At 41.5% G+C, this 24408-nt stretch carries 17 protein-coding genes; 3 read left to right on the plus strand and 14 right to left on the minus strand.

The window, feature by feature from the left end:
* Window positions 1-356: 356 nt before the first annotated feature.
* The 8 genes from HMPREF0766_RS16305 to HMPREF0766_RS16340 all read right to left on the minus strand — a co-directional run bounded on the left by HMPREF0766_RS16305 (window position 357) and on the right by HMPREF0766_RS16340 (window position 13714).
* Window positions 357-1175: a 3-keto-disaccharide hydrolase gene (locus tag HMPREF0766_RS16305; protein ID WP_002999562.1), complete on the minus strand. Its 819-nt coding sequence runs from the start codon at window positions 1173-1175 to the stop codon at window positions 357-359.
* A 183-nt stretch (window positions 1176-1358) separates the two neighbouring features.
* Window positions 1359-2777, minus strand: coding sequence for a TlpA family protein disulfide reductase (locus tag HMPREF0766_RS16310; RefSeq protein ID WP_037460682.1), 1419 nt, complete (start codon window positions 2775-2777; stop codon window positions 1359-1361).
* Window positions 2778-2808: 31 nt separating this feature from the next.
* Window positions 2809-4212 (minus strand): TlpA family protein disulfide reductase, encoded by a 1404-nt coding sequence (locus tag HMPREF0766_RS16315; RefSeq protein ID WP_002999565.1) that lies wholly within the window; start codon window positions 4210-4212, stop codon window positions 2809-2811.
* Window positions 4213-4332: 120 nt separating this feature from the next.
* The gene (locus HMPREF0766_RS21965) at window positions 4333-5733 is read right to left on the minus strand and encodes a TlpA disulfide reductase family protein (RefSeq protein WP_115388730.1); all 1401 of its coding nucleotides are present in this window, start codon (window positions 5731-5733) and stop codon (window positions 4333-4335) included.
* A 1-nt stretch (window position 5734) separates the two neighbouring features.
* Window positions 5735-7153 carry a TlpA family protein disulfide reductase gene (locus HMPREF0766_RS16325; RefSeq protein ID WP_037460772.1) on the minus strand — a complete coding sequence of 473 codons (1419 nt, stop codon included), beginning with the start codon at window positions 7151-7153 and terminating at the stop codon, window positions 5735-5737.
* A gap of 140 nt (window positions 7154-7293) precedes the next feature.
* Window positions 7294-8766 (minus strand): RagB/SusD family nutrient uptake outer membrane protein, encoded by a 1473-nt coding sequence (locus HMPREF0766_RS16330; protein WP_002999570.1) that lies wholly within the window; start codon window positions 8764-8766, stop codon window positions 7294-7296.
* 11 nt (window positions 8767-8777) lie between these two features.
* A complete protein-coding gene (locus HMPREF0766_RS16335) occupies window positions 8778-12380 on the minus strand; it encodes a SusC/RagA family TonB-linked outer membrane protein (protein ID WP_169311223.1) in 3603 nt (1200 codons plus the stop codon).
* Window positions 12381-12562: 182 nt separating this feature from the next.
* Window positions 12563-13714: a FecR family protein gene (locus HMPREF0766_RS16340; protein ID WP_002999574.1), complete on the minus strand. Its 1152-nt coding sequence runs from the start codon at window positions 13712-13714 to the stop codon at window positions 12563-12565.
* Between the two features lie 219 nt (window positions 13715-13933).
* Here HMPREF0766_RS16340 and HMPREF0766_RS16345 point away from each other — a divergent pair, with 219 nt between their 5' ends.
* The gene (locus HMPREF0766_RS16345) at window positions 13934-14494 is read left to right on the plus strand and encodes an RNA polymerase sigma-70 factor (protein WP_002999576.1); all 561 of its coding nucleotides are present in this window, start codon (window positions 13934-13936) and stop codon (window positions 14492-14494) included.
* Between the two features lie 146 nt (window positions 14495-14640).
* Here the strand turns inward: HMPREF0766_RS16345 and HMPREF0766_RS16350 are convergent, their stop codons facing one another.
* The 5 genes from HMPREF0766_RS16350 to HMPREF0766_RS16370 all read right to left on the minus strand — a co-directional run bounded on the left by HMPREF0766_RS16350 (window position 14641) and on the right by HMPREF0766_RS16370 (window position 19546).
* Window positions 14641-15351 (minus strand): hypothetical protein, encoded by a 711-nt coding sequence (locus HMPREF0766_RS16350; RefSeq protein ID WP_002999577.1) that lies wholly within the window; start codon window positions 15349-15351, stop codon window positions 14641-14643.
* A 36-nt stretch (window positions 15352-15387) separates the two neighbouring features.
* On the minus strand, window positions 15388-16098 hold the full coding sequence (locus HMPREF0766_RS16355) for a hypothetical protein (protein ID WP_002999580.1): 711 nt from the start codon (window positions 16096-16098) through the stop codon (window positions 15388-15390).
* Between the two features lie 37 nt (window positions 16099-16135).
* On the minus strand, window positions 16136-16876 hold the full coding sequence (locus HMPREF0766_RS16360; RefSeq protein WP_002999583.1) for a hypothetical protein: 741 nt from the start codon (window positions 16874-16876) through the stop codon (window positions 16136-16138).
* A 36-nt stretch (window positions 16877-16912) separates the two neighbouring features.
* Window positions 16913-17623 (minus strand): hypothetical protein, encoded by a 711-nt coding sequence (locus tag HMPREF0766_RS16365; RefSeq protein WP_081454868.1) that lies wholly within the window; start codon window positions 17621-17623, stop codon window positions 16913-16915.
* Window positions 17624-18385: 762 nt separating this feature from the next.
* Window positions 18386-19546 (minus strand): acyl-CoA dehydrogenase family protein, encoded by a 1161-nt coding sequence (locus HMPREF0766_RS16370; protein WP_002999588.1) that lies wholly within the window; start codon window positions 19544-19546, stop codon window positions 18386-18388.
* Window positions 19547-19772: 226 nt separating this feature from the next.
* On the opposite strand from HMPREF0766_RS16370, the gene amaB reads away from it, so the two are divergent.
* A complete protein-coding gene (amaB, locus tag HMPREF0766_RS16375; RefSeq protein ID WP_002999590.1) occupies window positions 19773-21302 on the plus strand; it encodes an L-piperidine-6-carboxylate dehydrogenase in 1530 nt (509 codons plus the stop codon).
* Window positions 21303-21330: 28 nt separating this feature from the next.
* A complete protein-coding gene (lat, locus tag HMPREF0766_RS16380) occupies window positions 21331-22626 on the plus strand; it encodes an L-lysine 6-transaminase (RefSeq protein ID WP_002999593.1) in 1296 nt (431 codons plus the stop codon).
* Window positions 22627-22769: 143 nt separating this feature from the next.
* On the opposite strand, the gene HMPREF0766_RS16385 is transcribed toward lat, so the two are convergent.
* Window positions 22770-24404, minus strand: coding sequence for a RagB/SusD family nutrient uptake outer membrane protein (locus HMPREF0766_RS16385; protein ID WP_002999596.1), 1635 nt, complete (start codon window positions 24402-24404; stop codon window positions 22770-22772).
* Window positions 24405-24408 lie beyond the last annotated feature (4 nt).

The following is a 24408-nucleotide window of genomic DNA, read 5'->3' on the forward strand; positions in this document are numbered from 1 at the left end:
CTTTTTCACCTCCTGATCGCTATGCGAAACCATTCGGCTTAGCTCCCGTAAGGGATGGCAAAGGTAGAAATCTTTTTTGAATTGCACAAATCTTTTTTACAAAAAATATGCCCTCCCGTTATTCTAAACCTCCTTTTTTCAGTAGTCATCCCTTGCGAAACAACTATCCCTCCCTTGCGGAGTGGTGCAAAGGTAGAACTTTAATCACATTACTTCCAAATGTAATGGAAATGTTTTTCTTTACCTGAACTTAATACGCTGATAACATGCGTTATAAAATTAAAGAATTAGCCCCTGAACAATAAATACAACCTATATAATGCCGTCACAAATCTTTTTAGGTGTGCAATATCCTGCTAATGCCTGTACTGAGAAGAAAGATCCTTTATACGGATATTTCTGAAATCTACGGGTTGTCCTTCGCTTTGGAGTGCTATAAAGCCACTCTTCAAAAGCTGTCCGTCAATTTTGATTCCCGGGTCATAGCGATTGGCAACTCCCCCTCCTATCTGTGGTTTGGAATATTGTAATACCGTATCACCTTCAATAATATGGGTAATCAGCGAATCCCCCAGTACAATCAGCTCTGCACTCACCCATTGATCTCCGTCGTATGTCTTAGAAGTAGAATTGAGACAATGTGAAGCAGCTATCTTCCCTTTATAGATCACATGGGTTCCTGGCGAACACATATTACCGGTAGGTCTGGGTTTTCCGTCTCCCAACCCGCCCAGAAACTGCATCTCTACAGAGATCGGCCAGTCCTGTTCCCTGGGCATAGTCGCCGGATCCTGTGAATGAAACATCACACCGCTATTACGTAAGGTATAATCAGGCGCTCCGGAATGAAGCTCCCCTACGAATCGGTATTCAAGTTTGAGGTGGTAATAGGAATAGGGTGTTTTATAATAGAGGTGACCATATTGCTCATTGAAATCGCCGTATTCATCGTAACGGACCTGAATCATACCGTCCTGTACACGAAAGGTATGTCCATAATTGACTCCAAAATCATGATGGTGAATCTTAACATTCCAGTCATTGATATCTTTACCATTGAACAGGGATTTCCATTCCTGTGTTGTTGTATCTGTATTTTCTTTAGCTTTTTTTACAGAACAACCTCCGGTCGTTAACAGAGCGATCCATATATACAGGAATAGATTTCTTTTCATCAGGTTTTGTTTTTAAGGGTCGGCCTAAAATACAAAAAACCGGATGTATCCTCCAAAAATAAGGGACTGAAAAAATAACCAGTCCCTTATGTACACATCATCACAACACTTAATACTATACTAATATGTTTAAAAACCGATCCCGTTTAAGAAAACGGAACCGGTCCCTAGTCCTATTTTTTCTTATTCGCTTTTAAGTGCGTCTATTATTTTGTCATACGTAATGTCCTGACTAGGTCTTGGAGCATCATTATCAATGATTTTTCCATCACGACCAATAATCACATAACGGGGAATACCTGAAATATTGAATGCCTTGGCTACTACACTTTTCACACCTCCCTTTGACAACAGATGTATTCCTTCTATCTTATCTTCCGCTATAGCCTGACGCCATTTATCCTCGCTGTCATCAATGCTGATATATAAAAATATAACATCTTTGTTGTTGGCAAGTTTAGCATGCAGCTTAGGACTGCCATTTTTCATTTCATACCTGCAGGGAGAACACCAACTCGCCCAAAAATCGATGTAGATAACCTTTCCTGCAAAATCTTTCAGAGAAACTTGTTTCCCATTTATATCATTCAGCGTAAACGGAGGAGGCACAGCGCCTGCTGAAAGTTTTAAGGCCTGATCATATACACGCTGCAGTTCGGCCAACTGTTCTTTACTGCCTCCGTCAGCTGCAAACTGTTTTATATAGTCTTTGCACTGATTTACATCCTTAGCACTGAGCAACATATTATTTACAATACCAAACAAAGCCAAACTACGTATTTTACCGCTCAGGTGTTCTTTTACCTGTTCGTATTCCATTTTACGTTTTTCTGCTTCGGGTAGAGTGGAAGCACTATCCAGTTGTCCCAATTGATTCAAACGACGAAACCGTAAAAAAACAGGTAAAGTACCTCTCACAAACCTGTTATAAGTATCATGAGCTAACAACGCTTCGGAAAACTTTACCTTTTTCATAAGGTCCATATACCCCGGAGGCAATGTTTCACTAAATTTTTTATTCAGTCCCTGGCTCAGTAAGTAAGGCATTATTACTTCCATCCCCAACGCATCATAATAGAATTTGGTTCGCTGATGGTCATAAAAGCTTTTGGATACTTTAGATTTATTATTATCCAGAAAATCCAGATTTGCCTTATTCATCTGCTCGTTTTGCTCATAAAGAACATTTAACGGAATCTTTGTCGCATCCAGTTTGTTATAATTTGCCAGATAAAGATCCATCAGCTCCTTTAATACTCCGGCATTCTCTGCCCCTGTTCCCGAAAAGCTGGTATTATCTTTAAAATCTGTCCTGATCAGCAGATTATCCCCCGGCTCCAGATACAACGGTATTGATCCTTTTACAGGGTTGTCTATTGATACACGTCCATCTGTACCTCGTTCTAAAAACGTCGAAAATTCAAACATACCTGTTGCATCCGGCTTTAATTTTTGCGGCTCTGTTTTCCCGTCATCTAGGGAAACCCACATAGAATCCACCTTCAGAGGACTCACATCTAGACGTATCCGGGTTTTCTTTCCCTGTCCCCATACTATACTTACGTATATGCAAAGGAAAATTAGTGTTGCTATTTTTTTCATTTTTATCTGTATTTATTTTTGATCAGGATGTTTATTTAGCCAGTGCCTCATTGATCTTATCCTGCGTAATATCCTGGCTGGGTCTTGGTGCATTATTGTCAAAAATACGACCATCACGATCAATGATCATATAACGGGGAATACTGATAATATTAAATGCCTTAGCCACTGCACTTTTCATGCCTCCCTTTGACAACAGATGTATTCCATCTATTTTATCTTGAGCTATTGCATCCTTCCAGTCAGCATAATTATCGTCTATACTGATATACAGGAAGACTACATCCTTATTGTCCTTAAATTTGGGATGAAGTTTAGGATTTCCTCTTTTCATTTCTCCCCTGCAGGGTTGGCACCAACTGGCCCAGAAATCTATGTATACGACTTTACCTGCAAAATCTTTCAAAGTCACTACTTTATTATTGAGGTCTTTCAGTTCAAAATAAGGCGGAACTACTCCCAGTGCTGTTTTTTTGTTGTTTTCATAAGAGGCGGATACCAAACGGGCATCTTCCGTATTCATAGAATCTAAATACATATCAACCAATGGTTTGTAAACCTGAATATCTTTAGCTTCTGTTAATGATGTAATCAACAGATCTCTTCTGGCCGCACTTTTAGACTTTCCCGTATACATCTGATCCATATTACGCAGGTCAAGTCTCACATTGGCTTCTTGAGAAAAGGTGCTATCCAGCATACCTAACCGATTTTTTTCCTTATTTCTCAGGTACTTTATGAAAGAATAACTCATAAAAGATCTATAGAAGAAGTTACTCAGCAAGTTTTCATCAACTTTAACACGCTTTTGTAATTCCCAATAATCCGGAGGAATACATTCGGACAACTTCTTACCGGACAAGGCCTGACAGGTAAAAGGAATTCTCATCATTTCATCCAGTTCCTTGTATTTTGATGAAACAGACTTATATGTATAAAATCCAGGGGTTACCTTTTGTTTATTTCTTTCCAGAATATCCAATATCGGCCGCCACTTGGCAGTAACCCTACCAGACAAATCAGCGGGATTCTGACTATTGATTTGTTTATTATGCATATCGAAGTCTAATTCTGTTTTCGTGAGCAGATAATTTACCCTATTATTTTCAGCACCCCGGCCACCAAAAACGGGCATATCTCCGCTATCAATCTTAATCAGCAGATTATCATCTTTCTCTAGAAACAAAACAATTGGTGCTGGTTTAGATTCATCCATTAAAAGTATAACCGTAGGGTCAAGATCGGGTGCGATACGAAATACATATTTTCCACTCTGATCCGGCCTTGCAAATGTTTGTGTCAGACCATTATAGAGGACATAGATAGAGTCCGGTTTGGGAAAAGTAGTAATATCAACAGTGATGCTGACTTCTTTGGTCTGAGCATATCCTGCACTTACCAGCAGGCATAGCATTAATTTTATGAGGTATTTCATATGTATGTGTTTTTTCGCAGATGCGTCAAATGGCGCATCTGACTTACATTTATTAATATTTTTAGAGCATTTCCAGCATAAATAATTTATAGTAATATTTCGTATACATCAACAGGATGTTTATTTAGCCAGTGCCTCATTGATCTTATCCTGCGTAATATCCTGACTGGGTCTTGGTGCATCGTTATCTGCGATCCTACCATCCCGGTCAATAATTACATAGCGTGGAATCCCCGAAATATTAAAAGCCTTAGCCACCGGGGTATTTACACCTGATGTGGCCTGCGAAAGCAAATGGATACCTTCTATCTTATCCTCATCTATCGCCTTTTTCCAGTCATCTGCTTTACTGTCCAGACTTATATACAGAAACACGACATCCGGGTTATCCTTGAATTTTGTATGTAGCTTAGGTGAACCGTGCTTCATTTCTCCTCTGCATGGCCCGCACCAGCTGGCCCAGAAATCAATGTATACCACCTTGCCTCTGAAATCCCTCAGTGAGACATCTTTACCCTCCAGACTTTTTAGGGTAAAGTCCGGAGCCATTTTGCCGGTTGATAACTTGTCCATTACAGCATATTTTTCTCTCAGTATTTTTGCTGTAGAATCATCCGCGTATTTCGCAATATGCTCATCCAGAAGGGGCTTTACAACACTCAGTTCTTTGGCCTGATCAAGTACACTCACTATAGTTTTACTCAAGGCCTCATTCTTTACCTTACCCTCCGGATAATATTTAAGGATCATCTGATAATCCGTAAAAGCATCCTGCAATTCGTGCGGACTGTCTAACTTTCCTTGTAAAAAAAGCTCCTTTCTACGCAGATAGGGAGGATAAAAGTATAAAAGCAAGGCGTCATAAACACGATTACCCAGCAACTGATCATCATATTGAACCTGTTGATCCAATACCCACAAATCCGCAGGAGATTCTTCAGCAAATTTCCCCTTCTTACCCAGAATATAATAATAGCCATACCACATATAATCCTGTAGCTTTTGATAACTAAAACTGGTCATTGCGTAATTGTAGAATGAAGAAGTTATCCTTTGTTTGTTCTGATTAAGCAGATCTATCGGTATTTGATTGGTATTATTTAATATATCAAAAAACTCTTTTGCGGTCATTTTGCTCGCATCGATTTTCACCTTAGCTGCTTCAACAGTATTCATGATATGATTAAAAACTTCCGAGTTTTCTGCCCCTTCGCCGGTATAGGTCGTTTGCTCAAAATTCGTTTTGATATTCAACCGGTTACCATTTTCGAGAAATACATAGACCATTTTATTTTGTGGCCCTACCAGTATAACTTCTTTTGGCAGACCATCTGTCAGGTTATAAACAAACTTGCCGTCTTTATCCACTTTCGCATAAATGTCATCATAGTCGTATTTAAAGAGACGGAGCGAATCCAATTTTAGCGGACTAACGTCCACTGTTATAGTCGCCCCTTTTTGCTGTGCGTATGCAAGTATTGTCCAAACGGACAAAAAAAGAATTATAATGTTTTTTTTCATTTTATTTAGCTTTAACTGCATCCATTATTTTATCATATGTAATATCCTGACTGGGCCTTGTAGCATCTTTGTCCACGATTCTTCCGTCACGACCAATAATCACATAACGGGGAATACCTGAAATATTGAATGCCTTAGCCACTACACTTTTCATACCTCCCTTTGACAACAGATGTATTCCTTCTATTTTATCCTCCTGTATAGCCTGACGCCATTTCTCCTCGCTATCATCTATACTGATATATAGAAACACAACATCTTTATTGTCTGCAAGTCTGGCGTGGAGCTTAGGGCTGCCATTTTTCATCTCGTAGCGACAGGGAGAACACCAACTCGCCCAGAAATCGATGTAAATTACCTTACCCGCGAAATCTTGCAGAGAAACCTGTTTGCCATTCAGATCATCCAGCGTAAAAGGAGGAGGTACTGCGCCAGCAGAAAGTTTCAAGGCCTCATCATACGCACGCTGCAACTCATCCACCTGCTGCTGACTCCCACCATCAGCAGCAAACTGCTGAATATAGCCTTTATACTGAGTTACATTCTTAGCTCTTTGCAGTGTATTATTTATGATACCAAAGAGCGCCATAATACGTGATTGACCGGTCAGGTGTTCTTTTACCTGTTCGTACTCCATGGCACGCTTTTCTGTCTCAGGCTGCGTGGAAACGCTGTCCAGTCGTCCCAACTGATACATACGGCAAATTCTTAGATACGCAGGCAGATAATCTTTTACAAAATTGGTATAACCCTTATGAATGAGCAGCGAATCAGATAATTTCATTTTTTTGAACATGTCTATATAACCTGATGGAAATACTTCACTTAATTTCTTTTTCAGCCCCAGACTTAAAAGATAGGGCATTTGTATATCTTCTCCCAATGCTCCATAATAAAACTGAACCTTTTGATCTTCATAAAACTCTTTCGACACCCGGGATCTGTTTGCATCCAGAAAATCCGTATTCGCCTTATTGACCTCTGCAATCTGTTCATAAAAAATAGCTAACGAAGTCTTTGTCACATCTAACTTACCGTAATTAGTCCTATACATGTTCATCAGCTCGTTTATAACGCTGGAGTTTCCCCCTCCTTTTCCGGAAAAAATCGTATTTTCTTTGAAATCTGTCCTGATCAGCAGATCGTCCTCCGGCTCCAGATACAGATGGACTTCTCCACTGATGGGATTATCTATTGAAATCCGCGCATCTGTACCCTTTTCTACAATTGTCGAAAATGTGAATGTTCCGTTTGCATCCGGTTTTAATATTTTTGGCTCTGTCTTTCCTTCATAAACATTGACCCACATAGAATCGACTTTCAGCGGACTCACCTCTACACGTACCCGGGTTTTCTTTGCCTGTCCATATATGGCACTGACATATGCACAGAGCAGAACTATTGTTATGAGTTTTTTCATCTTATCATTTTTTTCACTTTGATTGCTATATTGACTTATCGGGTTCATGATTCATCCTCTATGTCGCAATGTCCGGCTGCTGTCAATAACACCCGGACACTTTCCTAATTGTATCTGTACTAATCTTTTTTAATTCATTTTTATGGATTTTGCGGCATACTCGGATTCGAATTCATAATGTTTAGCGGATAACGAAAGGTCAACCTCTCCGGCTTTAGCGGATATGATTTGATAATATTCCCTGCTGTATCGTATACATGATGTACCATCCCTACAGTCGATTTATAGGTATCATCCACTGATAAGCGGCGCATATCCCACCAGCGTTGACCCGTTGTGGCATACTCCCGGATTCGTTCCTCTAAGATATATTTGGTAAGTGCAACCTTATCCCCTGCCACATTTGACGGGATATCCGCAGCCCCTGCTACCGTATTCTTCATTCTTTTCTTTCGTAAAGAAAGCAGATCATTAATAGCATTGGGGAGACTGCCTGCACGGGATTCGCATTCTGCCTTTAGCAATATCATATCCGGTACACTTACCCCCATATTATTAAATCTTCCATAACCGCGCATCATATTAAGCGGATAGGTAACTCCGGGTGCCCCAAAAGGCGATTTTGTGAAAAAATTAAGCCGCAGATCTGCCGGACTATACAGTTTCACGGTCTGTGGATTGATCGGGAAACCAGATAAGAAATAGTTATAGAAATCATATTGTCTTTTTAAGTATAACACCTCTTCATCTATAGCAAGGTTCAACCTGTTTGGTCCGGTATACGGATTAATGGGATAAAAGGCTCCTCCGGGGCCAAAAGTAGTATTAAAATCATACAACCTGACCGGAATATCCGCATTGGATAACTTTGAAATAGCGGAAGCAAACAGCGGAAGAGCCTTATCAAACTGCTGCATATTCATATACACTTTCCCGAGTATAGTCTCTCCTGCAGACTGAGACATACGAAACCTGCTGATAATACGGGGAGAGAGGCTGGGGATAGCTTCTGTCAGATCGGCTATGATCAGATCATAGGCCGCCTGTACAGAGAGCCGTTCGAAGACTGTCTGTGTGACATCAGCTACTGTGATCAGAGGGATACCCGGATCTACAGCTGCAGTAGCCGCATTATAGGGCTTACCGTAAAAATTAACCAGTGTAAAATTTACCCAGGCTCTTCCGGCCAGTGCCTCGGCACGAAGCGCTTTTTTGTACTGCTCATTACCTTCCTTGGAAGCCATCACCTCATTGATTACTTTATTATAGGTATATAATTGTTGTACCAAATCGCTCAGTTCAGAATCTTCTTCGGTTGGCAGGTATATATCATCCTGATATTCAAATGCCTTGAGATCAGAGATTACCGTATATCCGCTTCCTAAAATAAGAAAAGGCTTATAAGCCGCCAGTTCATCGGACATCACCACATTAGTGCTTCGGTACATAGAAGAAAGAAAACTATGATTCAATAACCGTTCATAATCAGATGTCTTGCTGGCAATGGCCGCACCCTTTGGCACTACTTCGAGAAAATCTTTCCGGCAAGAGCAAAAGCCGGTGATTAATACCGCCAAAACGGCTATTTTAAATATATTTTTAGCGTAAAACATGTCTTTGTAATTTAAAAAGTTAAATGAACACCCAGATTGACCGCATTTTGCCCCATACGAAGAGATCTTGACCCAAATTTCGCATTCTGAAATTCAGGATCTATGCCATATGTATTGGCCTTCCATAGCATAATATTAGACATACCTGCACGTACACTCAGGCCTTCGATCTTCCATCGGCCGGTAACCGATCGTGGCAATGCATAGCTAAATGTGAGATCTCTTATTTTTATATAAGAAGCAGATACCACATTTTGCTTGCCATAAACGTAATAATCGGTATTCCTTTTCGAGCTATTGTTAGCGCTTGTGAATGCGGGGATATCGGTTATGTTCTCATCCCCCGGCTTCTGCCAGCGGTTGGCAAACTCGGCATGCAGGTTACCGCTTTGAAAATTTTGAACGTCGGAAAAGCCCCGCCCGGCAAAGTCTTCCATGTACGTACTGTTTACATCCCTGAACATCACATGCCCCAGGTTATAAATCATATTAATATTGAGTGAAAAGTCCTTATATCTGAATGTATTGGACAATCCTCCGTTCCACACCGGCTGAAATACGCCCATCAGCAGGACATCCTTTGCCTTGGGCAGACCGTCATTGTCAATACCTAAGGATACCGTATCGTTGGCAAGTCTTACAAGGGGATTTCCATCTGCATTTAAGCCTGCGTAATCATAGGCAAATACTGAGAAAGCGGCATAACCCTCCAGATATTGCTCCATCATTTGATTACGTCCTGTGGTAACGGGATTCAATAGATTTACTTTGGTCACCTTATTTTTATTGTAGGAAAGGGTAAAGGAACTGGTCCACTGAAAATCAGTTTTTTGGATATTCACCGAGTTCACCGAAGCCTCTATGCCTTTGTTGGTCATGTTACCTACATTGCCTACGATCGATGGAAAACCAGTGAGCTGATTTACTTTGAGTGACCCGATCAGATCCGTTGATTTGCGTTGATAGTAATCCAGAGAAGCATTCAGTCTGCGATCGAGGAATGCAAAATCCAGTCCTATATTCAGCGTACGGGTCTGTTCCCAGGTCAGTTTTTTATTACCGGGTGTAGTAATAAGATAGGATTGTCCCCCCGGCACATATGGATTTTGGTAAGGGTTTAGGACATCCTGACTGGAACTCTTACCGGGTAAAGGAGAGTTTCCACCTATACCATAGGTAACGCGGGCCGACAGTTCATTGATAAAACTCACATCCTGCATAATGGACTCCCTGCTTAACAGCCATTTACCTCCTACACTCCAGGCCGGTTTGCGCTGTGCGGATTTATCAACACCGAACAGGTTGCTTTTGTCTTGCCTCCAGCTCGCATTGAAGGTATACCTATTCCCATAGGTGTAACCCAGGTTGCCATAATAAGAGCGGAAGCGGAGCATTATCTCCTGCTGCGAAAAAGGATTTTCTCCAAATGTAGCGGAACCTCCTAACGCAGGGATGATTCCCACTACACCTTTTGTTCTCAAAAAATCGTAATCCAATGCGGTAAAGGTCTGCGCACTTTCATTATAGCCGTAAACCGTGCTACCTGTGATGATGTTTTTTTGCTCCTGTTGCTCATAACCTGCCAGCACATTCAACTGATGGAGCTGATTGGCTGAGGTATAATCATACACTAACTGGTTTCGGATTGTCCAGTTCTCATCGATTATATTGGATGTCCCATACCTGCCTCCGGTATTGGGCAGATTATATTTAACTGTTCCATTATCCACCTTGGCAAACCTAAGCAACTGTATATTCTGATCGTAATTGGTATTGTCATCGTAACTTGTACTGCGGTTGTTTCCGCGTATATAACCAAGCACAGCTTCATAGCGCAGCCCCTTGTACAGACTGAGCGTGAGTCCAGCCGTAAGACGCGCTATCAAACCATTACTACTGCTGGTACCGGTAAGGGCATTACTGATCGGATTGTAACGCAGGCTGCGTCCTGTGAGTTGTTCAATCTTAACCATGGATTCATGGGGCATAATACCAAGATAGGACATATCCAGATTATTACCAGACTCATCCTGAAACAATTGATAAGGCAGGAAACGGTTGTCGGGTGAGACTGCACGGTTTGAGGATATACGCTGATTAGTCAGGTCGGCAATAAGGAATGCTTTCATCCAGGAGTTAAAGGTATAATCGTTGCGGGTATTCAGCTTGAAGGTATTGTTTTTGTTCCCGGGCGTATAGTCCTGGTCTCCTGTATAGGCCAGAGATGTATAATTACTAAATTTTTCTGTACCGCCCGCAAGAGACAGGGTATGGTTAGTCAGGATCTGTGGACGGTAAAATATATCCCGCATCTGACTGAGGTTACTGATCCCTGCGAGACTATCCAGTCTGGCATCCCGCTGTGCGGCGGAGATCAATCCGCGATTGAAATCCCACATGATCTGCCTGTCGGGGGAGTAGCCTCCATCTCCGACGGCAGGAGTGTAAACGGGGTTATAAGTGGTGGAGACCGGGTCAAAAGTCTCTCTGGAAGCCTGTATAAACTGGCGGCTGTTCAATACAGGAAAGTAATCAATGTCCGGTTTGCCCTGAAAACTGGCAAAGGCATCGTATGTAATGCGCACTTTCCGGTTATTATTCCCCTTTTTTGTGGTGATCACAATTACTCCGTTAGAAGCACGAGCACCCCATATGGAAGCGGCCGTAGCATCTTTGAGTACGCTTACATCCTGTACATCCTGCGGATTGATACTGGACACATCAGCCACTGCGATACCGTCTACTACGAATAGCGGAGAGGCATTGGTATAGTTACTCCCGGTGACCAAAGTACTTAATCCGCGAATCAGAAACTGTTGTTTTCTAGAAGTCGGGGAGTTATTGATTACCAGGCCCGGTACGAGACCATCCAGACGCTGAATGATATTGGTGCTGGTAGCCCGGTTGGCCAGCACTTCCATATCCGGTTTTGCGAAAGAGCCTGCACTGCGCTCCTTTGAGATACTCTGATAACCGGTATTTACAATTACTTCTTGCAGGCGTCCGGCGGGTTTGAGACGTATAGTCCCCAGATTTGAAGCGACTTTTACGCTGTAAGACTCATATCCGACATAAGAAACAGATAAATACGCTTCTTTGCTGATATCGCTCAATTCAAACTCTCCGTTGCTGTCTGTAACAGCCGCAATCTTGCGTCCCTTAACGGTCATCGAAAAATCACCGGTTTCTTTGTTTTCAGATGAAATCCGAATAATTACGGCAATAGTAGCTCCCTGTAAGGGGTTGCCGAGAGAATCCACCACCCGTCCGCGTACATGTATCTGCTGTATATTCTCCGGCTTTTTATCGTTAACCGAAAGCGTGGATTTTTTGATAGACACAAATTTGTCTGTAATGGTATAGGTCAGAGAGGTATTGGTAAACAGGATTTTCATGGTCTCATCGAGACTGGCATTCTTGACCGATATATTGACAGAACCCATATCTTTTGCAAGATAGCTGTCAAACAGAAAATCATATCCGGTCTGTAGCCTGATTTTATACAGTACATCCCTGAAAGAACTGTTCTTTTCATTCAGGTTTACCCGTTGTCCGTATGTTGCAGCATAGACCTGCATAAAGGACAGGAAAATTATGGCGGTGGTCAGGCGCATAAAAATCAGTTTTAAGGTGTAAATTTTATACATTTGTTCAGGTATTGGTTAGTTGTGTCAAAACACGAAGAGGTTCGAAGCTTAAGTGTTTTGAGGTTAATAATTAATCGTACACTATGGTCAGGGGTGTTTCCAGCACTCCCGGCCTGTTTTTTTGTTTATAGTTTATATACGCTTTGTATTTATTTTGTCAGTAAAATCCTCCTTCCTTTTATTTCAAATTTTATATTTCCGGCCAGTTCTATTTTATGAAGGACATCAGAGAGCCGGCTGCTTCTTGCAATCCAGCCATCGAGTCTGATATCTTTTATATCGGATTCCTTATAGACAAACTCTACATCATACCAGCGTTCTATCTTACGCATGGATGCCTCAAAACTTTCCGTTCCAAACACAAAGTCCCCGTTTTTCCAGGCTATTATTTCATTGACATCAACTTGCTGCATGTATAGATTTTCTCCATTGACGACAGCCTGCTGATCAGGTTTCAATAGGAGTACAGTACCAGATTGCAGATTGTGAACCTTTACTGCCCCTTCTATCAATGTGGTTTTTACTTCTTTTTCATCCGCATAACTGCTGATATTAAAATGTGTGCCTAATACTGTTACCTTCTGTTTAGCTGTAGTCACAACAAAGGGGCGCCTCTTATCTTTCGCAACTTCAAAATAAGCCTCCCCCGTAAGGGTCACAGATCTGGAATTTTGCTCATTAAATGTTGGTGAAAAGGTCAGAGCAGAGCCCGAATTGAGCCATACTTTAGTTCTGTCCGGCAATGTCATCATATACATCTCGCCTTTGGCTGTACTCAGCGTATTCTGAGCAGTGGAAGATTTACCGGCCGACTCTTCATCATACAGGAGCCCTCCATCGGCAGTCTTTGAAATACGTGTACCATATTCCGTGACCAGTTCTCCCACAGCGGCATCTGACAAACGTATTTTCCTGCCATTGGCTAAAGTCAGGGTCGCCCCGCTCTTTCCCGGGGCTATACTGTCCTGAGACTGTACTTGCCGGGAATGCTGTTTTTCGGTTGTACTGTATCTGTAGACATAAAAACTTGCGCCCAGTAACAGGAGAACGGATGCGGCAACACTGATACGTGTCCACAACGAATAAACGCGTGTTTTATGAATCCGGCTGTTGATCCCTTTCAGCATCCTCTCCGCTAACTGTCCCTCCGTCTGTGCGAAAGATTCCGAAATCTCTATTATTCCGTCCGGATCGCTTTCATACCAGGCATTGAATACCTGAAGTTCTTCTTCGGTAATGGTTTTATCCAACCATTTAGAGGCCAGCTGTTGGTATTTTTCTTTGTCTTCAGGGCTGTACATATTCAGGCTTATTTACTACTATGTACCTTCAGAAATACAAATCCCTTAGTCCGGATTAAAATTATTTTAACTTTTTCCTTACATTGGCGAAATACACTTTAGGTTTCCAAAAAAATGAGACGGAATCAGGTTTAAGATTTTTTATACTTATATTCAAAATATTATGGAGATTCGCATATCGATTTATTCTTCCGTTATTGAAATAGATCATATAAGATCATGACCAATTATACAGCTTATACGGATTCTGAACTGATCAATGCTCTCCGCGAGGGCAATGATGCTGCTTTTACAGAAATCTACAGAAGATATTGGAAACGTCTTTTTTATATTGCCGCAAAGAAATTACATGACCCTGAAGAGGCAGAGGAAATCGTGCAACAAATTTTTGTATCGTTGTGGAACCGCAGGGAAGAACTGGAAATCAGCACCACACTCCATGCTTATCTGGCTGTTTCCGTAAAATACAGAATTATAAAGGTACTGGATAAGCATTACCATCAGCAGAAGTATGCGGAAAGTATGACTTCCAGGTTTCTCGATGATTCTACTCAGGAGTGGCTGGCCTTTCTGGATCTGAAAGATATTCTTGAGAAAAGTATTTCTGATCTGCCGGAAAAATGCCAGCTTGTTTTTCGCATGAGCAGGGAAGAACATATGTCTCAAAAAGAGATTGCCGTCGCTCTGGACATCTCAGAAAAGACTGTAGAAGCACACCTCGGGAAGGCGATAAAGACTTTAAGACAGAAATTAAGTCGTTTTCTGATGCTTCTGTTGTAAACAGGCTACCATTTTGCGAAACCTTTCGATTCCTAAAATATCTTTCATATCCGTTCAATGGCTAAATTATTATCCAAACAGTTGGCGGGGACGCCAACTGACGCAGGGGGGTATTCATATTGATTTATACTTCTTATTATTCCGGACTACTCCGGCAGATCTATGCCAATCTCCATATGCTCAGCAATCCATTTTAGATTATCTACAGCTTCCTGCCGATTGCTGTTGACCGTATATATACGTACCTCGACCTTATATCTGTATCCTTTATCAAAGGCGACCAGTACCGGATACAATCGCATCGGACTTATTGTCGGATATGCGTAGCCAACCTCCAATGTATTGTTAGTCCGCTTTTCACTCGTCATCCCCGGCCAGATTTTGCCCTCCAGATCCAGTAAACCAAAAGCATCCAGTACGTAACCTTCCACCAGATAAGCCCCTGTACCTTTAAATCCATTATAAGGATTCCAGTATTTCTTTGTCGGAGATGCAGGTTGTGTAGTACCCGGAGAGCCTTCCATTTCCTGAACCCTGATATTCTGCTGAATATGCCATTTGATAGAGTCATTATATACCTTACATGACATTACAATATTACCTTTTTTATAATAATTAACTTGATCAGAAGTAAATCCAAAAATCGCCCGTTTACCAGATCTTTCCATAAAAAAAGTATCAATCACATCAAGTGCTTCTATATGACTTATGCGAGTAAATCCTGCAGGTATAAATCCGGTTAAAAAGGTTTCCGGATCAGGCATATACAAATCTTTAAAATCCTCAATCTGCTGAACCTGAGCTTTTACTGAGCTTAACAATGAAGCAAGCATTATTAAAATAAAATATCTTTTCATATTGTTGCCTCTTATTTACATATGTCACTGCCTGAGCTACTCCGGCAGATCTATGCCAATCTCCATATGCTTAGCAATCCATTTTAGATTATCTACAGCTTCCTGCCGATTGCTGTTGACTGTAAATACCCGCACTTCGATCTTATATCTGTATCCTTTATCAAAGGCAACCAGTACCGGATACAATCGCATCGGACTTATTGTCGGATATGCGTAGCCAACCTCCAATGTATTGTTAGTCCGCTTTTCACTCGTCATCCCGGGCCAGATTTTGCCTTCCAGATCCAGTAAACCAAAAGCATCCAGTACGTAACCTTCCACCAGATAAGCCCCTGTACCTTTAAATCCATTGTAAGGATTCCAGTATTTCTTTGCCACAGATACAGGTTGTGTAGTACCCGGAGAGCCTTCCATTTCCTGAACCCTGATATCCTGTTGAATATGCCATTTGATAGAGTCATTATATACTCCACAAGACATTACAATATTACCTTTTTTATAATAATTAACTTCAGTTCCCGTATAGTTAGGCGCGGCTTTTTTACCAGATCTTTCCATAAAAAAAGTATCAATCACATCAAGCGCTTCTATATGACTTATGCGAGTAAATCCTGCAGGTAAAAATCCGGTTAAAAAGGTTTCCGGATCAGGCATATAAAGATCTCTAAAATCTTCAATCTGTTGAACCTGAGCCTTTACTGAGCTTAACAATGAAGCAAGCATTATTAAAATAAAATATCTTTTCATATTGTTGCCTCTTATTTACATATGTCACTGTCTGGGACTACTCCGGCAGATCTATGCCAATCTCCATATGCTTAGCAATCCATTTTAGATTATCTACAGCTTCCTGCCGATTGCTGTTGACTGTAAATACCCGTACTTCGATCTTATATCTATATCCTTTATCAAAGGCTAATAGCACGGGATACATTCTCATCGGATTAACTGATGGATATGCATAGGCTATCTGAAGTGTATTACTTGTTCTGGTCTCACTAATCCATCCATCCATTAACTTTAGTTCAGGTCGATGAGAGATGGGTTTACTATCATCAACTTCTAATAGTTGAAAAGCTTTCCAAAGATAAGACTCTACCATAAGAGCACCCGATCCTTTAAATCCATTGTAAGGATTCCAGTATTTCTCTGTCAGAGATACAGGTTGTGTAGTACCCGGAGAACCTTCCATTTCCTGAACCCTGATATCCTGCTGAATATGCCATTTGATAGAATCATTATATACCCCACAAGACATTACAATATTACCTTTTTTATAATAGTTAACTTCAGTACCTGTATAGTTAGATACTGCTTTTTTAACGGATTTTTCCATAAAAAATGTATCAATTACTCCAAGAGCCTGTGCAGGAGTAATACGAACAAAGCCTGCAGGTATAAATCCGGTTAGAAAGGTTTCCGGATCAGGCATATAAAGATCCCTAAAATCTTCAATCTGTTGAACCTGAGCCTTTACTGAGCTTAACAATGAAGCAAGTATTATTAAAATAAAATATCTTTTCATATTGTTGCCTCTTATTTACATATGTCACTGCCTGAACTACTCCGGCAGATCTATGCCAATCTCCATATGCCCGGCAATCCATTTTAGATTATCTACAGCTTCCTGCCGATTGCTGTTGACCGTATATATACGTACTTCGACCTTATATCTGTATCCTTTATCAAAGGCAACCAGTACCGGATACAATCGCATCGGACTTATGGTGGGATATGCATAGGCAACCTCCAATGTATTGTTAGTCCGCTTTTCACTCGTCATCCCCGGCCAAATTTTGCCCTCCAGATCCAGCAAGCCGAAAGCATCCAGAACATAGCCTTCCACCAGATAAGCCCCTGTGCCTTTAAATCTATTGTATGGATTCCAGTATTTCTTTGCCACAGATACAGGTTGTGTAGTACCCGGAGAGCCTTCCATTTCCTGAACCCTGATATCCTGTTGAATATGCCATTTGATAGAGTCATTATATATCTTACATGACATTACAATATTACCTTTTTTATAATAATTAACTTGATCAGAAGTAAATCCAAAAATCGCCCGTTTACCAGATCTTTCCATAAAAAAAGTATCAATCACATCAAGTGCTTCTATATGACTTATGCGAGTAAATCCTGCAGGTATAAATCCCGTTAAAAAGGTTTCCGGATCAGGCATATACAAATCTTTAAAATCCTCAATCTGCTGAACCTGAGCCTTTACAGAGCTTAACAATGAAGCAAGCATTATTAAAATAAAATATCGTTTCATATATGTAATATAATAATTAATTTCCATTACAATCAGGGATCACAGTTTACTGCTTGTGAAGAGATATACCTAACCTTTATAACCTTATCAACTCTATAAACCTTATTAACTCTAAAACTCTCAAAAAGCACTGATTCTTATTATATCCTGTCCTATTGTCAGCAGACAGATATGAGGTACATCCTGATAGATAACAATTATTCCTGCTTAGCTGAATGACTCTTCAGTTCTTATCCCAACCATCACTAACAGTTGGCGGGGACGCCCAACTGACGCGGTGGCTACAGAAGTGAGAACAGCAACATACGCAGGTATACCTGGCTTTATAACTTTATAACCTTATCAACTCTATGAACCTTATCAACTCTATAAACCTTATTAACTCTAAAACTCTCAAAAAGCACTGATCCCGGTTATATCCTGTCCTATTGTCAGCAGACAGATATGAGGTACATCCTGATAGATAACAATTATTCCTGCTTAGCTGAATGACTCTTCAGTTCTTATCCCAACCATCACTAACAGTTGGCGGGGACGCCAACTGACGCGGTGGCAACTGATGCGGTGGCTACTGAAGTGAGAACAGCAACATACGCAGGTATACCTAACCTTTATAACTTTATAACTTTATAACTTTATAACTTTATAACTTTATAACTTTATAACTTTATAACTTTATAACTTTATAACTTTATAACTTTATAAACCTTATTAACTCTATAAACCTTATCAACTCTATAGACCTTATTAACTCTAAAACTCTTAAAAAGCACTGATCCCCGTTATATCCTGCCCCGTGATCAACAGATGGATATCATGTGTACCCTCATAGGTAATAACCGATTCCAGATTCATCATGTGTCGCATGATCGGGAATTCACCCACGATTCCCATTGCACCCAGCATCTGCCGGGATTCTCTGGCGATCTGCAGTGCCATATTCACATTATTACGTTTGGCCATAGATATTTGTTGTGGGGTCGCTTTTCCTTCATTCTTAAGTACACCCAATCTCCAGCTCAGCAACTGTGCTTTTGTAATTTCAGTTAAGAATTCCGCCAGTTTCTTTTGTTGCAACTGATAAGATGCAACAGGCTTTCCGAATTGTTGTCGCTCCAGACTATAGCGAAGAGCAGTCTGATAACAGTCTACAGCTGCTCCAATAACTCCCCATGATATACCGTAGCGGGCTGAATTGAGACAGGAAAGAGGTCCTTTCATAGAACTGACATCGGGGAGTATGTTCGCTTGCGGTATACGTACATCTTCAAATATAAGTTCTCCTGTCTTCGAAGCCCGCAGCGACCACTTATTATGGGTCTCGGGTGTGGTAAAACCATTCATCCCTCTTTCCACAATAATTCCCTTTACTTTCCCTTCCTCATCCCTTGCCCACACGACTGCCAGATCGCACACGGGAGCATTGGTGATCCACATCTTTGCTCCGGTGAGTATATATCCGTCCCCGTCTTTGGACAGGCGGGTTTCCATTGCTCCGGGATCAGAGCCGTGATTGGGTTCTGTAAGTCCAAAACTTCCTATCAGTTCTCCGGTCGCAAGTTTTGGCAGAAATTTACGCTTCTGTTCCTCGCTTCCATAGGTGTAAATCGGAAACATAACCAGAGAAGACTGTACAGAAGCTGCAGAGCGGACAGCCGAGTCTCCGGCTTCCAGCTCCTGCATAATCAGTCCGTAAGAAAGCTGATCCAGTCCGGCTCCACCGTACTCCTGTGGGATATAAGGTCCGAGCGCACCTATTGCACCCAGTTTTTGCATCAGGCCGGGTATATCCTTATGCTGCTGTGCAGCCTCATCTATGACCGGCCGGATCTCCTTATTCACAAATTCGCGAACAGTATTCCGTATCATCAGCTGTTCTTCTGACAGTAACTCGTCTATCTGAAAATAATCGACCTCTTTCATATGTCTATAATTTGATTTTCAATGGCCATATGGAATATCCAAACTATATTCATTGGTGTTTGTACAGTCGGCAGTACATGGATATTTCATAGTTTGAAAAATGAATATAAAAATAAAGATATGAAATATTAAGACTTCTTTAGAAACAAATATTATTCATGAAATCATTATAAATTCAGAAAATAATTCCCTAATTTTAAAAAACAAACGAATAACAATTATATCCATGATCAAAAAAGAATTAGACCTGTTAGGCATAAAATCTGAAAATCCGGGCACTTCTACCGGGACGAAATGGTTTGCCAAAGGCAATAAAATCACATCTTTCTCCCCGGTAGACGGTAAAGAGATTGCTGCAGTACTTTCAACAACACGTAAAGAATACGATAAAGTTATTGAAACGGCACAAAAAGCCGCATCGGCCTGGAAAGATATCCCGGCACCAAAGCGTGGGGAAATCGTCCGCCAGTTGGGTGAGCAGTTACGTATTTTAAAACCTACTTTGGGCAAGCTCGTATCCTACGAAATGGGGAAATCATACCAGGAAGGAATGGGAGAAGTACAGGAGATGATCGATATATGCGACTTTGCCGTTGGACTGTCCCGTCAGCTCTATGGCAATACGATCCATTCCGAACGTCCCGGACACCGCATGTATGATCAATATCATCCCTTAGGTATCGTCGGAATCATTACGGCCTTCAATTTTCCGGTAGCGGTATGGGCATGGAATGCGGCTCTGGCTCTGGTATGCGGAGATGTGGTGCTGTGGAAACCGAGTGAAAAAACACCTCTATGTGCGATTGCCTGTCAGCATATCATTGCGGATATTCTGAAAAAGAATAATCTTCCGGAGGGTATTTCATCTGTCGTGAGCGGAGATGCTGAAACCGGAAAGTGGATCAGCGAAGATAAACGTGTGGCACTGGTATCAGCAACAGGCTCTACACGTATGGGTAAAGCCGTAGCGGTAACAGTAGCCGGGCGTCTGGGAAAATCTTTACTGGAACTGGGAGGTAATAATGCGATTATCGTAACGCCAAATGCGGACCTGAAGATGACTATCATAGGCGCGGTATTCGGAGCTGTCGGAACTGCAGGTCAACGCTGTACCAGCACAAGAAGGCTGATTATCCACGAAGATATCTACAAAAAAGTAAAAGACGCTCTGGTTGCAGCCTATAAACAGATCAAAATCGGAGATCCGCTGGATGTGAAGAATCATATGGGGCCATTGATCGATACGCAGGCTGTAGATATGTATACAGAGGCTATTGCTAAAGTAAAAGAACAGGGAGGTAAAATCTTGGTAGAGGGTGCCGTACTTTCGGGCAAAGGATATGAAAGTGGCTGTTATGTAAAGCCTGTCATCGCAGAAGTAGAAAATCACTTTGATATTGTACAATCCGAAACATTTGCTCCTATACTTTATCTTATCAAATATAGCGGAGGTGTAGAAAATGCTATAGCGCTTCAAAATGATGTTGCACAGGGTCTTTCTTCAGCTATCATGACTTCCAACTTGCGCGAAGCAGAATTATTCCTGAGCAACAAAGGATCAGACTGTGGTATTGCGAATGTCAATATCGGAACTTCGGGAGCCGAAATCGGGGGGGCATTCGGAGGTGAAAAAGAAACAGGAGGAGGACGTGAGTCCGGCTCAGACGCCTGGAAACTTTACATGAGAAGACAGACAAATACGATTAACTATACAACTGAACTACCGCTGGCACAAGGCATCAGGTTCGATCTATAAACGAATAACCCTATTTTAAATACTGATTATGATAAAAGAAGCGACAGTACACGAGAGATTAGCAAAACATATATTGGCCGACGGACTCCCGTTAGTGATAGACCTGGAAAAGTCACATGACTCCTATATCGTAGATATCGAGGGTAATGAATATCTGGATATGTTCAGCATGTTTGCCTCTTCGCCTATCGGCTATAACCATCCGCATATCGTTAAGAATAGCGATCTGTTAAAAAAAGTTGCCATCAATAAGCTGGCACTTTCGGACATTTATCCCAGAGAATTTGCAGATTTTGTAGATACCTTCGAGCGTGTAGCCATCCCTGCGGAATTAAGTTATTGCTTTTTCATTGACGGAGGTGCACTTGCTGTTGAAAATGCGCTGAAAGCTGCTTTTGACTGGAAGACCAGATTGAATATTTCGCGTGGTATACAACAGGAAGCCAGTGAGGTTATACATTTTAAACAGGCTTTCCATGGACGTACAGGATATACTTTATCCCTGACCAATACGAAAGACCCAAGGAAATACATGTATTTCCCGAAATTTGACTGGCCAAGGATTACAAATCCCAAACTTCACTTTCCTTTAACAGAAGAAAGTGTTACTGAAACAATAAAAGCAGAGCAACAGGCTATTCAGGAAATAGAGGCTGCTATCGCTAAAAATCCGGATGCCATAGCCTGTCTGATCCTGGAGCCTATACAGGCTGAAGGCGGTGACAACCATTTCCGTACGGAATTTTTTCAGGAATTGAGACGCATATGTGATGATCATGATATTTTGTTGATTCTGGATGAAGTACAGACTGGACTGGCATTGACGGGTAAAATGTGGGCCTATGAGCATTACGGAATTATACCAGATCTGATCTCCTTTGGAAAAAAATCTCAGGTCTGTGGCGTACTGGCGCACCGTGAGAAATTTGACCGTGTCGAAAAACATGTGTTTAAAGAATCCAGTCGTATTAATTCCACGTTTGGAGGAAATCTTGTAGACATGATGCGCTTCAAATTAATACTGGAGGTCATCGAACAGGAAAATCTTGTTCAACAGGCCGAAAGTCTGGGCGAATATTTACTGGAAAAACTGGAACAGCTCGCTAAGCGTCACAGTCAGCTTTCCAATGTAAGAGGAAAAGGACTTCTGGCGTCATTTGATTTCCAGACTGAGCAGCAAAGAGATGAATTCGTAAAGCGTGCCATGAACAATAAGCTTCTTATTCTGGGTTGTGGTGACAAAAGTATACGCTTCCGCCCGCATCTGACGGTTACGGTAGAACAATTGGACAAAGCATTGGCACTTGTTGAAAAAAGCTTGTAAGAAAATTACTGGTTTGTCTCAACTTCGTATTCCAGGTGAGCAGCAAATGCTTTGCATACTTGAGCATAAGAATATAAATTAAAATCGGGTACCTGCGCTATTTGCTCAGGTACCCGATCTTTTTTAACAAAATCCGGGATTATTTAATATCCCGGATTTTGTTGCAGATTGGGATTAATGGCCAGTTGTGCCTGAGGTACAGGATATAACTCTCTGCTGGCATCGTTTACAGGTTTATGATCCCACCAGGTAGCCGTGGTATATTTACCAAAGCGTATCAGATCTGTACGTCTTTTTCCCTCGAAGATAAATTCTCTTCCCCGCTCAGCCAGCAATTCATCCAATGTAAGGGTAGCAACAGAATACTGAGCTGCAGGCCAATCCGCAGCCGAAAAGGCTCTTTTCCTCGAATCATTGATTAACGAGACAGCCTCTGTTGTTGCCGTTCCGTTATTTTTGCGCATCAATGCTTCCGCCTTATTAAAATAGATCTCGGTAAGGCGATACAGAATATAATCATTCTCCTGATAGTTGACATCGCTCAGACGGCCGCTTTTGTATTTATTAAAGCGTGCTCCCGAATTCTCTTCCCCTTTATCCATTCCTCCTTCACTGGTCAGATCTCCTTCACTTTCTCTACGGATAGAATTAACAAATGATAATGGTTTACCGGAATATTCCTCTGTCCCCAACACAGGCGTAGTTGTTCCATATTTATACTGCGGTCCAAACAGGAACCAGTCTTTCCTGCGGATATCATTAGCTGCATAGGCATCGAATGCTGTAGGTATTACCACAAATGCATTCCAGCCTCCATAACCTACGTCTAATGCTTCTTTCATATAATCATACCCCATAAAGAATCCTCCCCAGTCAAAAGTAAATCCGGCTTTCCGGCTATACTGAAACTGGAATAAAGATTCCGGATTGGCACTGTTGGTATTGGAAAATAATGTATTAATATCCGGAGACAGCTTCGGAGCACCTCCGATACCCCCCGCCTGTCCGGATATGATCTTATCACATGCAGCAATACATTCATCCCACATAGGGGTACCACTCCATTTTTCTGCATTGAGATACAGTTCGGCCATCATGGCATATCCGGCAGCCCTAGATACCTGCCCGATATTCTGTCCGGAAGTAAGCGGCAGTTTGGGTACATTTTCTTCCAGCTCTTTCTTTATAAAATCAAATACCTCTTTACGGGGTTTAGTCGCCAGATTGGAAGGACTTTGAGAGACTTCAAGAGCGATAGGAACATTTCCCCACATATCCATGATTTTCATGTAATGGAATGCACGAAGTACTTTTAACTGAGCCAGTACAAAGTTCATCTCTTCCTGCGTCATCCCTACTTTCCGGATATCCAGCGCAGAGATATCACTCAGTGCATTATTGACATAACCTACTCCTCCCCACAGCAGCTCCCATGCGCTTAATAATCTGTTTTCAGTAATGGTCCAGGTATGATAATGCTGCCGAAAATGATCTCCGCCATCGTATCCGTGCCGTCCTTTCTGCGGCCAGGCCAGTTGATCAGAACTCAGTTCGGAGTGATAGTAATAACCGTTGCCTCCGGTTGGAGCCAGCCAGGCCTGCATATGTGTAAACGGACGTAAAGCGGCCTGCATTACTTCCAGTTTATTTTTATAGAAACTCTCTTCTTTCAAGGTACTGTACAGATTTTCGTCCAGATTGGTACAGCCTTGCAATCCGAATAGCGCTACTCCTACCCCAAAGGCAGACGCCAGATATTTATTTTTTAGTAATTTCATGATT

The sequence above is a fragment of the Sphingobacterium spiritivorum ATCC 33861 genome (assembly GCF_000143765.1).
In the GTDB taxonomy this organism is placed as follows: domain Bacteria; phylum Bacteroidota; class Bacteroidia; order Sphingobacteriales; family Sphingobacteriaceae; genus Sphingobacterium; species Sphingobacterium spiritivorum.

What these genes read in the sequence shown, in the direction of transcription:
- HMPREF0766_RS16305 (WP_002999562.1), bottom strand. Translation starts at nt 1,175, where the DNA reads ATGAAAAGAAATCTATTCCTGTATATATGGATCGCTCTGTTAACGACC.
- HMPREF0766_RS16310 (WP_037460682.1), bottom strand. Translation starts at nt 2,777, where the DNA reads ATGAAAAAAATAGCAACACTAATTTTCCTTTGCATATACGTAAGTATA.
- HMPREF0766_RS16315 (WP_002999565.1), bottom strand. Translation starts at nt 4,212, where the DNA reads ATGAAATACCTCATAAAATTAATGCTATGCCTGCTGGTAAGTGCAGGA.
- HMPREF0766_RS21965 (WP_115388730.1), bottom strand. Translation starts at nt 5,733, where the DNA reads ATGAAAAAAAACATTATAATTCTTTTTTTGTCCGTTTGGACAATACTT.
- HMPREF0766_RS16325 (WP_037460772.1), bottom strand. Translation starts at nt 7,153, where the DNA reads ATGAAAAAACTCATAACAATAGTTCTGCTCTGTGCATATGTCAGTGCC.
- HMPREF0766_RS16330 (WP_002999570.1), bottom strand. Translation starts at nt 8,766, where the DNA reads ATGTTTTACGCTAAAAATATATTTAAAATAGCCGTTTTGGCGGTATTA.
- HMPREF0766_RS16335 (WP_169311223.1), bottom strand. Translation starts at nt 12,380, where the DNA reads ATGCGCCTGACCACCGCCATAATTTTCCTGTCCTTTATGCAGGTCTAT.
- HMPREF0766_RS16340 (WP_002999574.1), bottom strand. Translation starts at nt 13,714, where the DNA reads ATGTACAGCCCTGAAGACAAAGAAAAATACCAACAGCTGGCCTCTAAA.
- HMPREF0766_RS16345 (WP_002999576.1), top strand. Translation starts at nt 13,934, where the DNA reads ATGACCAATTATACAGCTTATACGGATTCTGAACTGATCAATGCTCTC.
- HMPREF0766_RS16350 (WP_002999577.1), bottom strand. Translation starts at nt 15,351, where the DNA reads ATGAAAAGATATTTTATTTTAATAATGCTTGCTTCATTGTTAAGCTCA.
- HMPREF0766_RS16355 (WP_002999580.1), bottom strand. Translation starts at nt 16,098, where the DNA reads ATGAAAAGATATTTTATTTTAATAATGCTTGCTTCATTGTTAAGCTCA.
- HMPREF0766_RS16360 (WP_002999583.1), bottom strand. Translation starts at nt 16,876, where the DNA reads ATGAAAAGATATTTTATTTTAATAATACTTGCTTCATTGTTAAGCTCA.
- HMPREF0766_RS16365 (WP_081454868.1), bottom strand. Translation starts at nt 17,623, where the DNA reads ATGAAACGATATTTTATTTTAATAATGCTTGCTTCATTGTTAAGCTCT.
- HMPREF0766_RS16370 (WP_002999588.1), bottom strand. Translation starts at nt 19,546, where the DNA reads ATGAAAGAGGTCGATTATTTTCAGATAGACGAGTTACTGTCAGAAGAA.
- amaB (WP_002999590.1), top strand. Translation starts at nt 19,773, where the DNA reads ATGATCAAAAAAGAATTAGACCTGTTAGGCATAAAATCTGAAAATCCG.
- lat (WP_002999593.1), top strand. Translation starts at nt 21,331, where the DNA reads ATGATAAAAGAAGCGACAGTACACGAGAGATTAGCAAAACATATATTG.
- HMPREF0766_RS16385 (WP_002999596.1), bottom strand. Translation starts at nt 24,404, where the DNA reads ATGAAATTACTAAAAAATAAATATCTGGCGTCTGCCTTTGGGGTAGGA.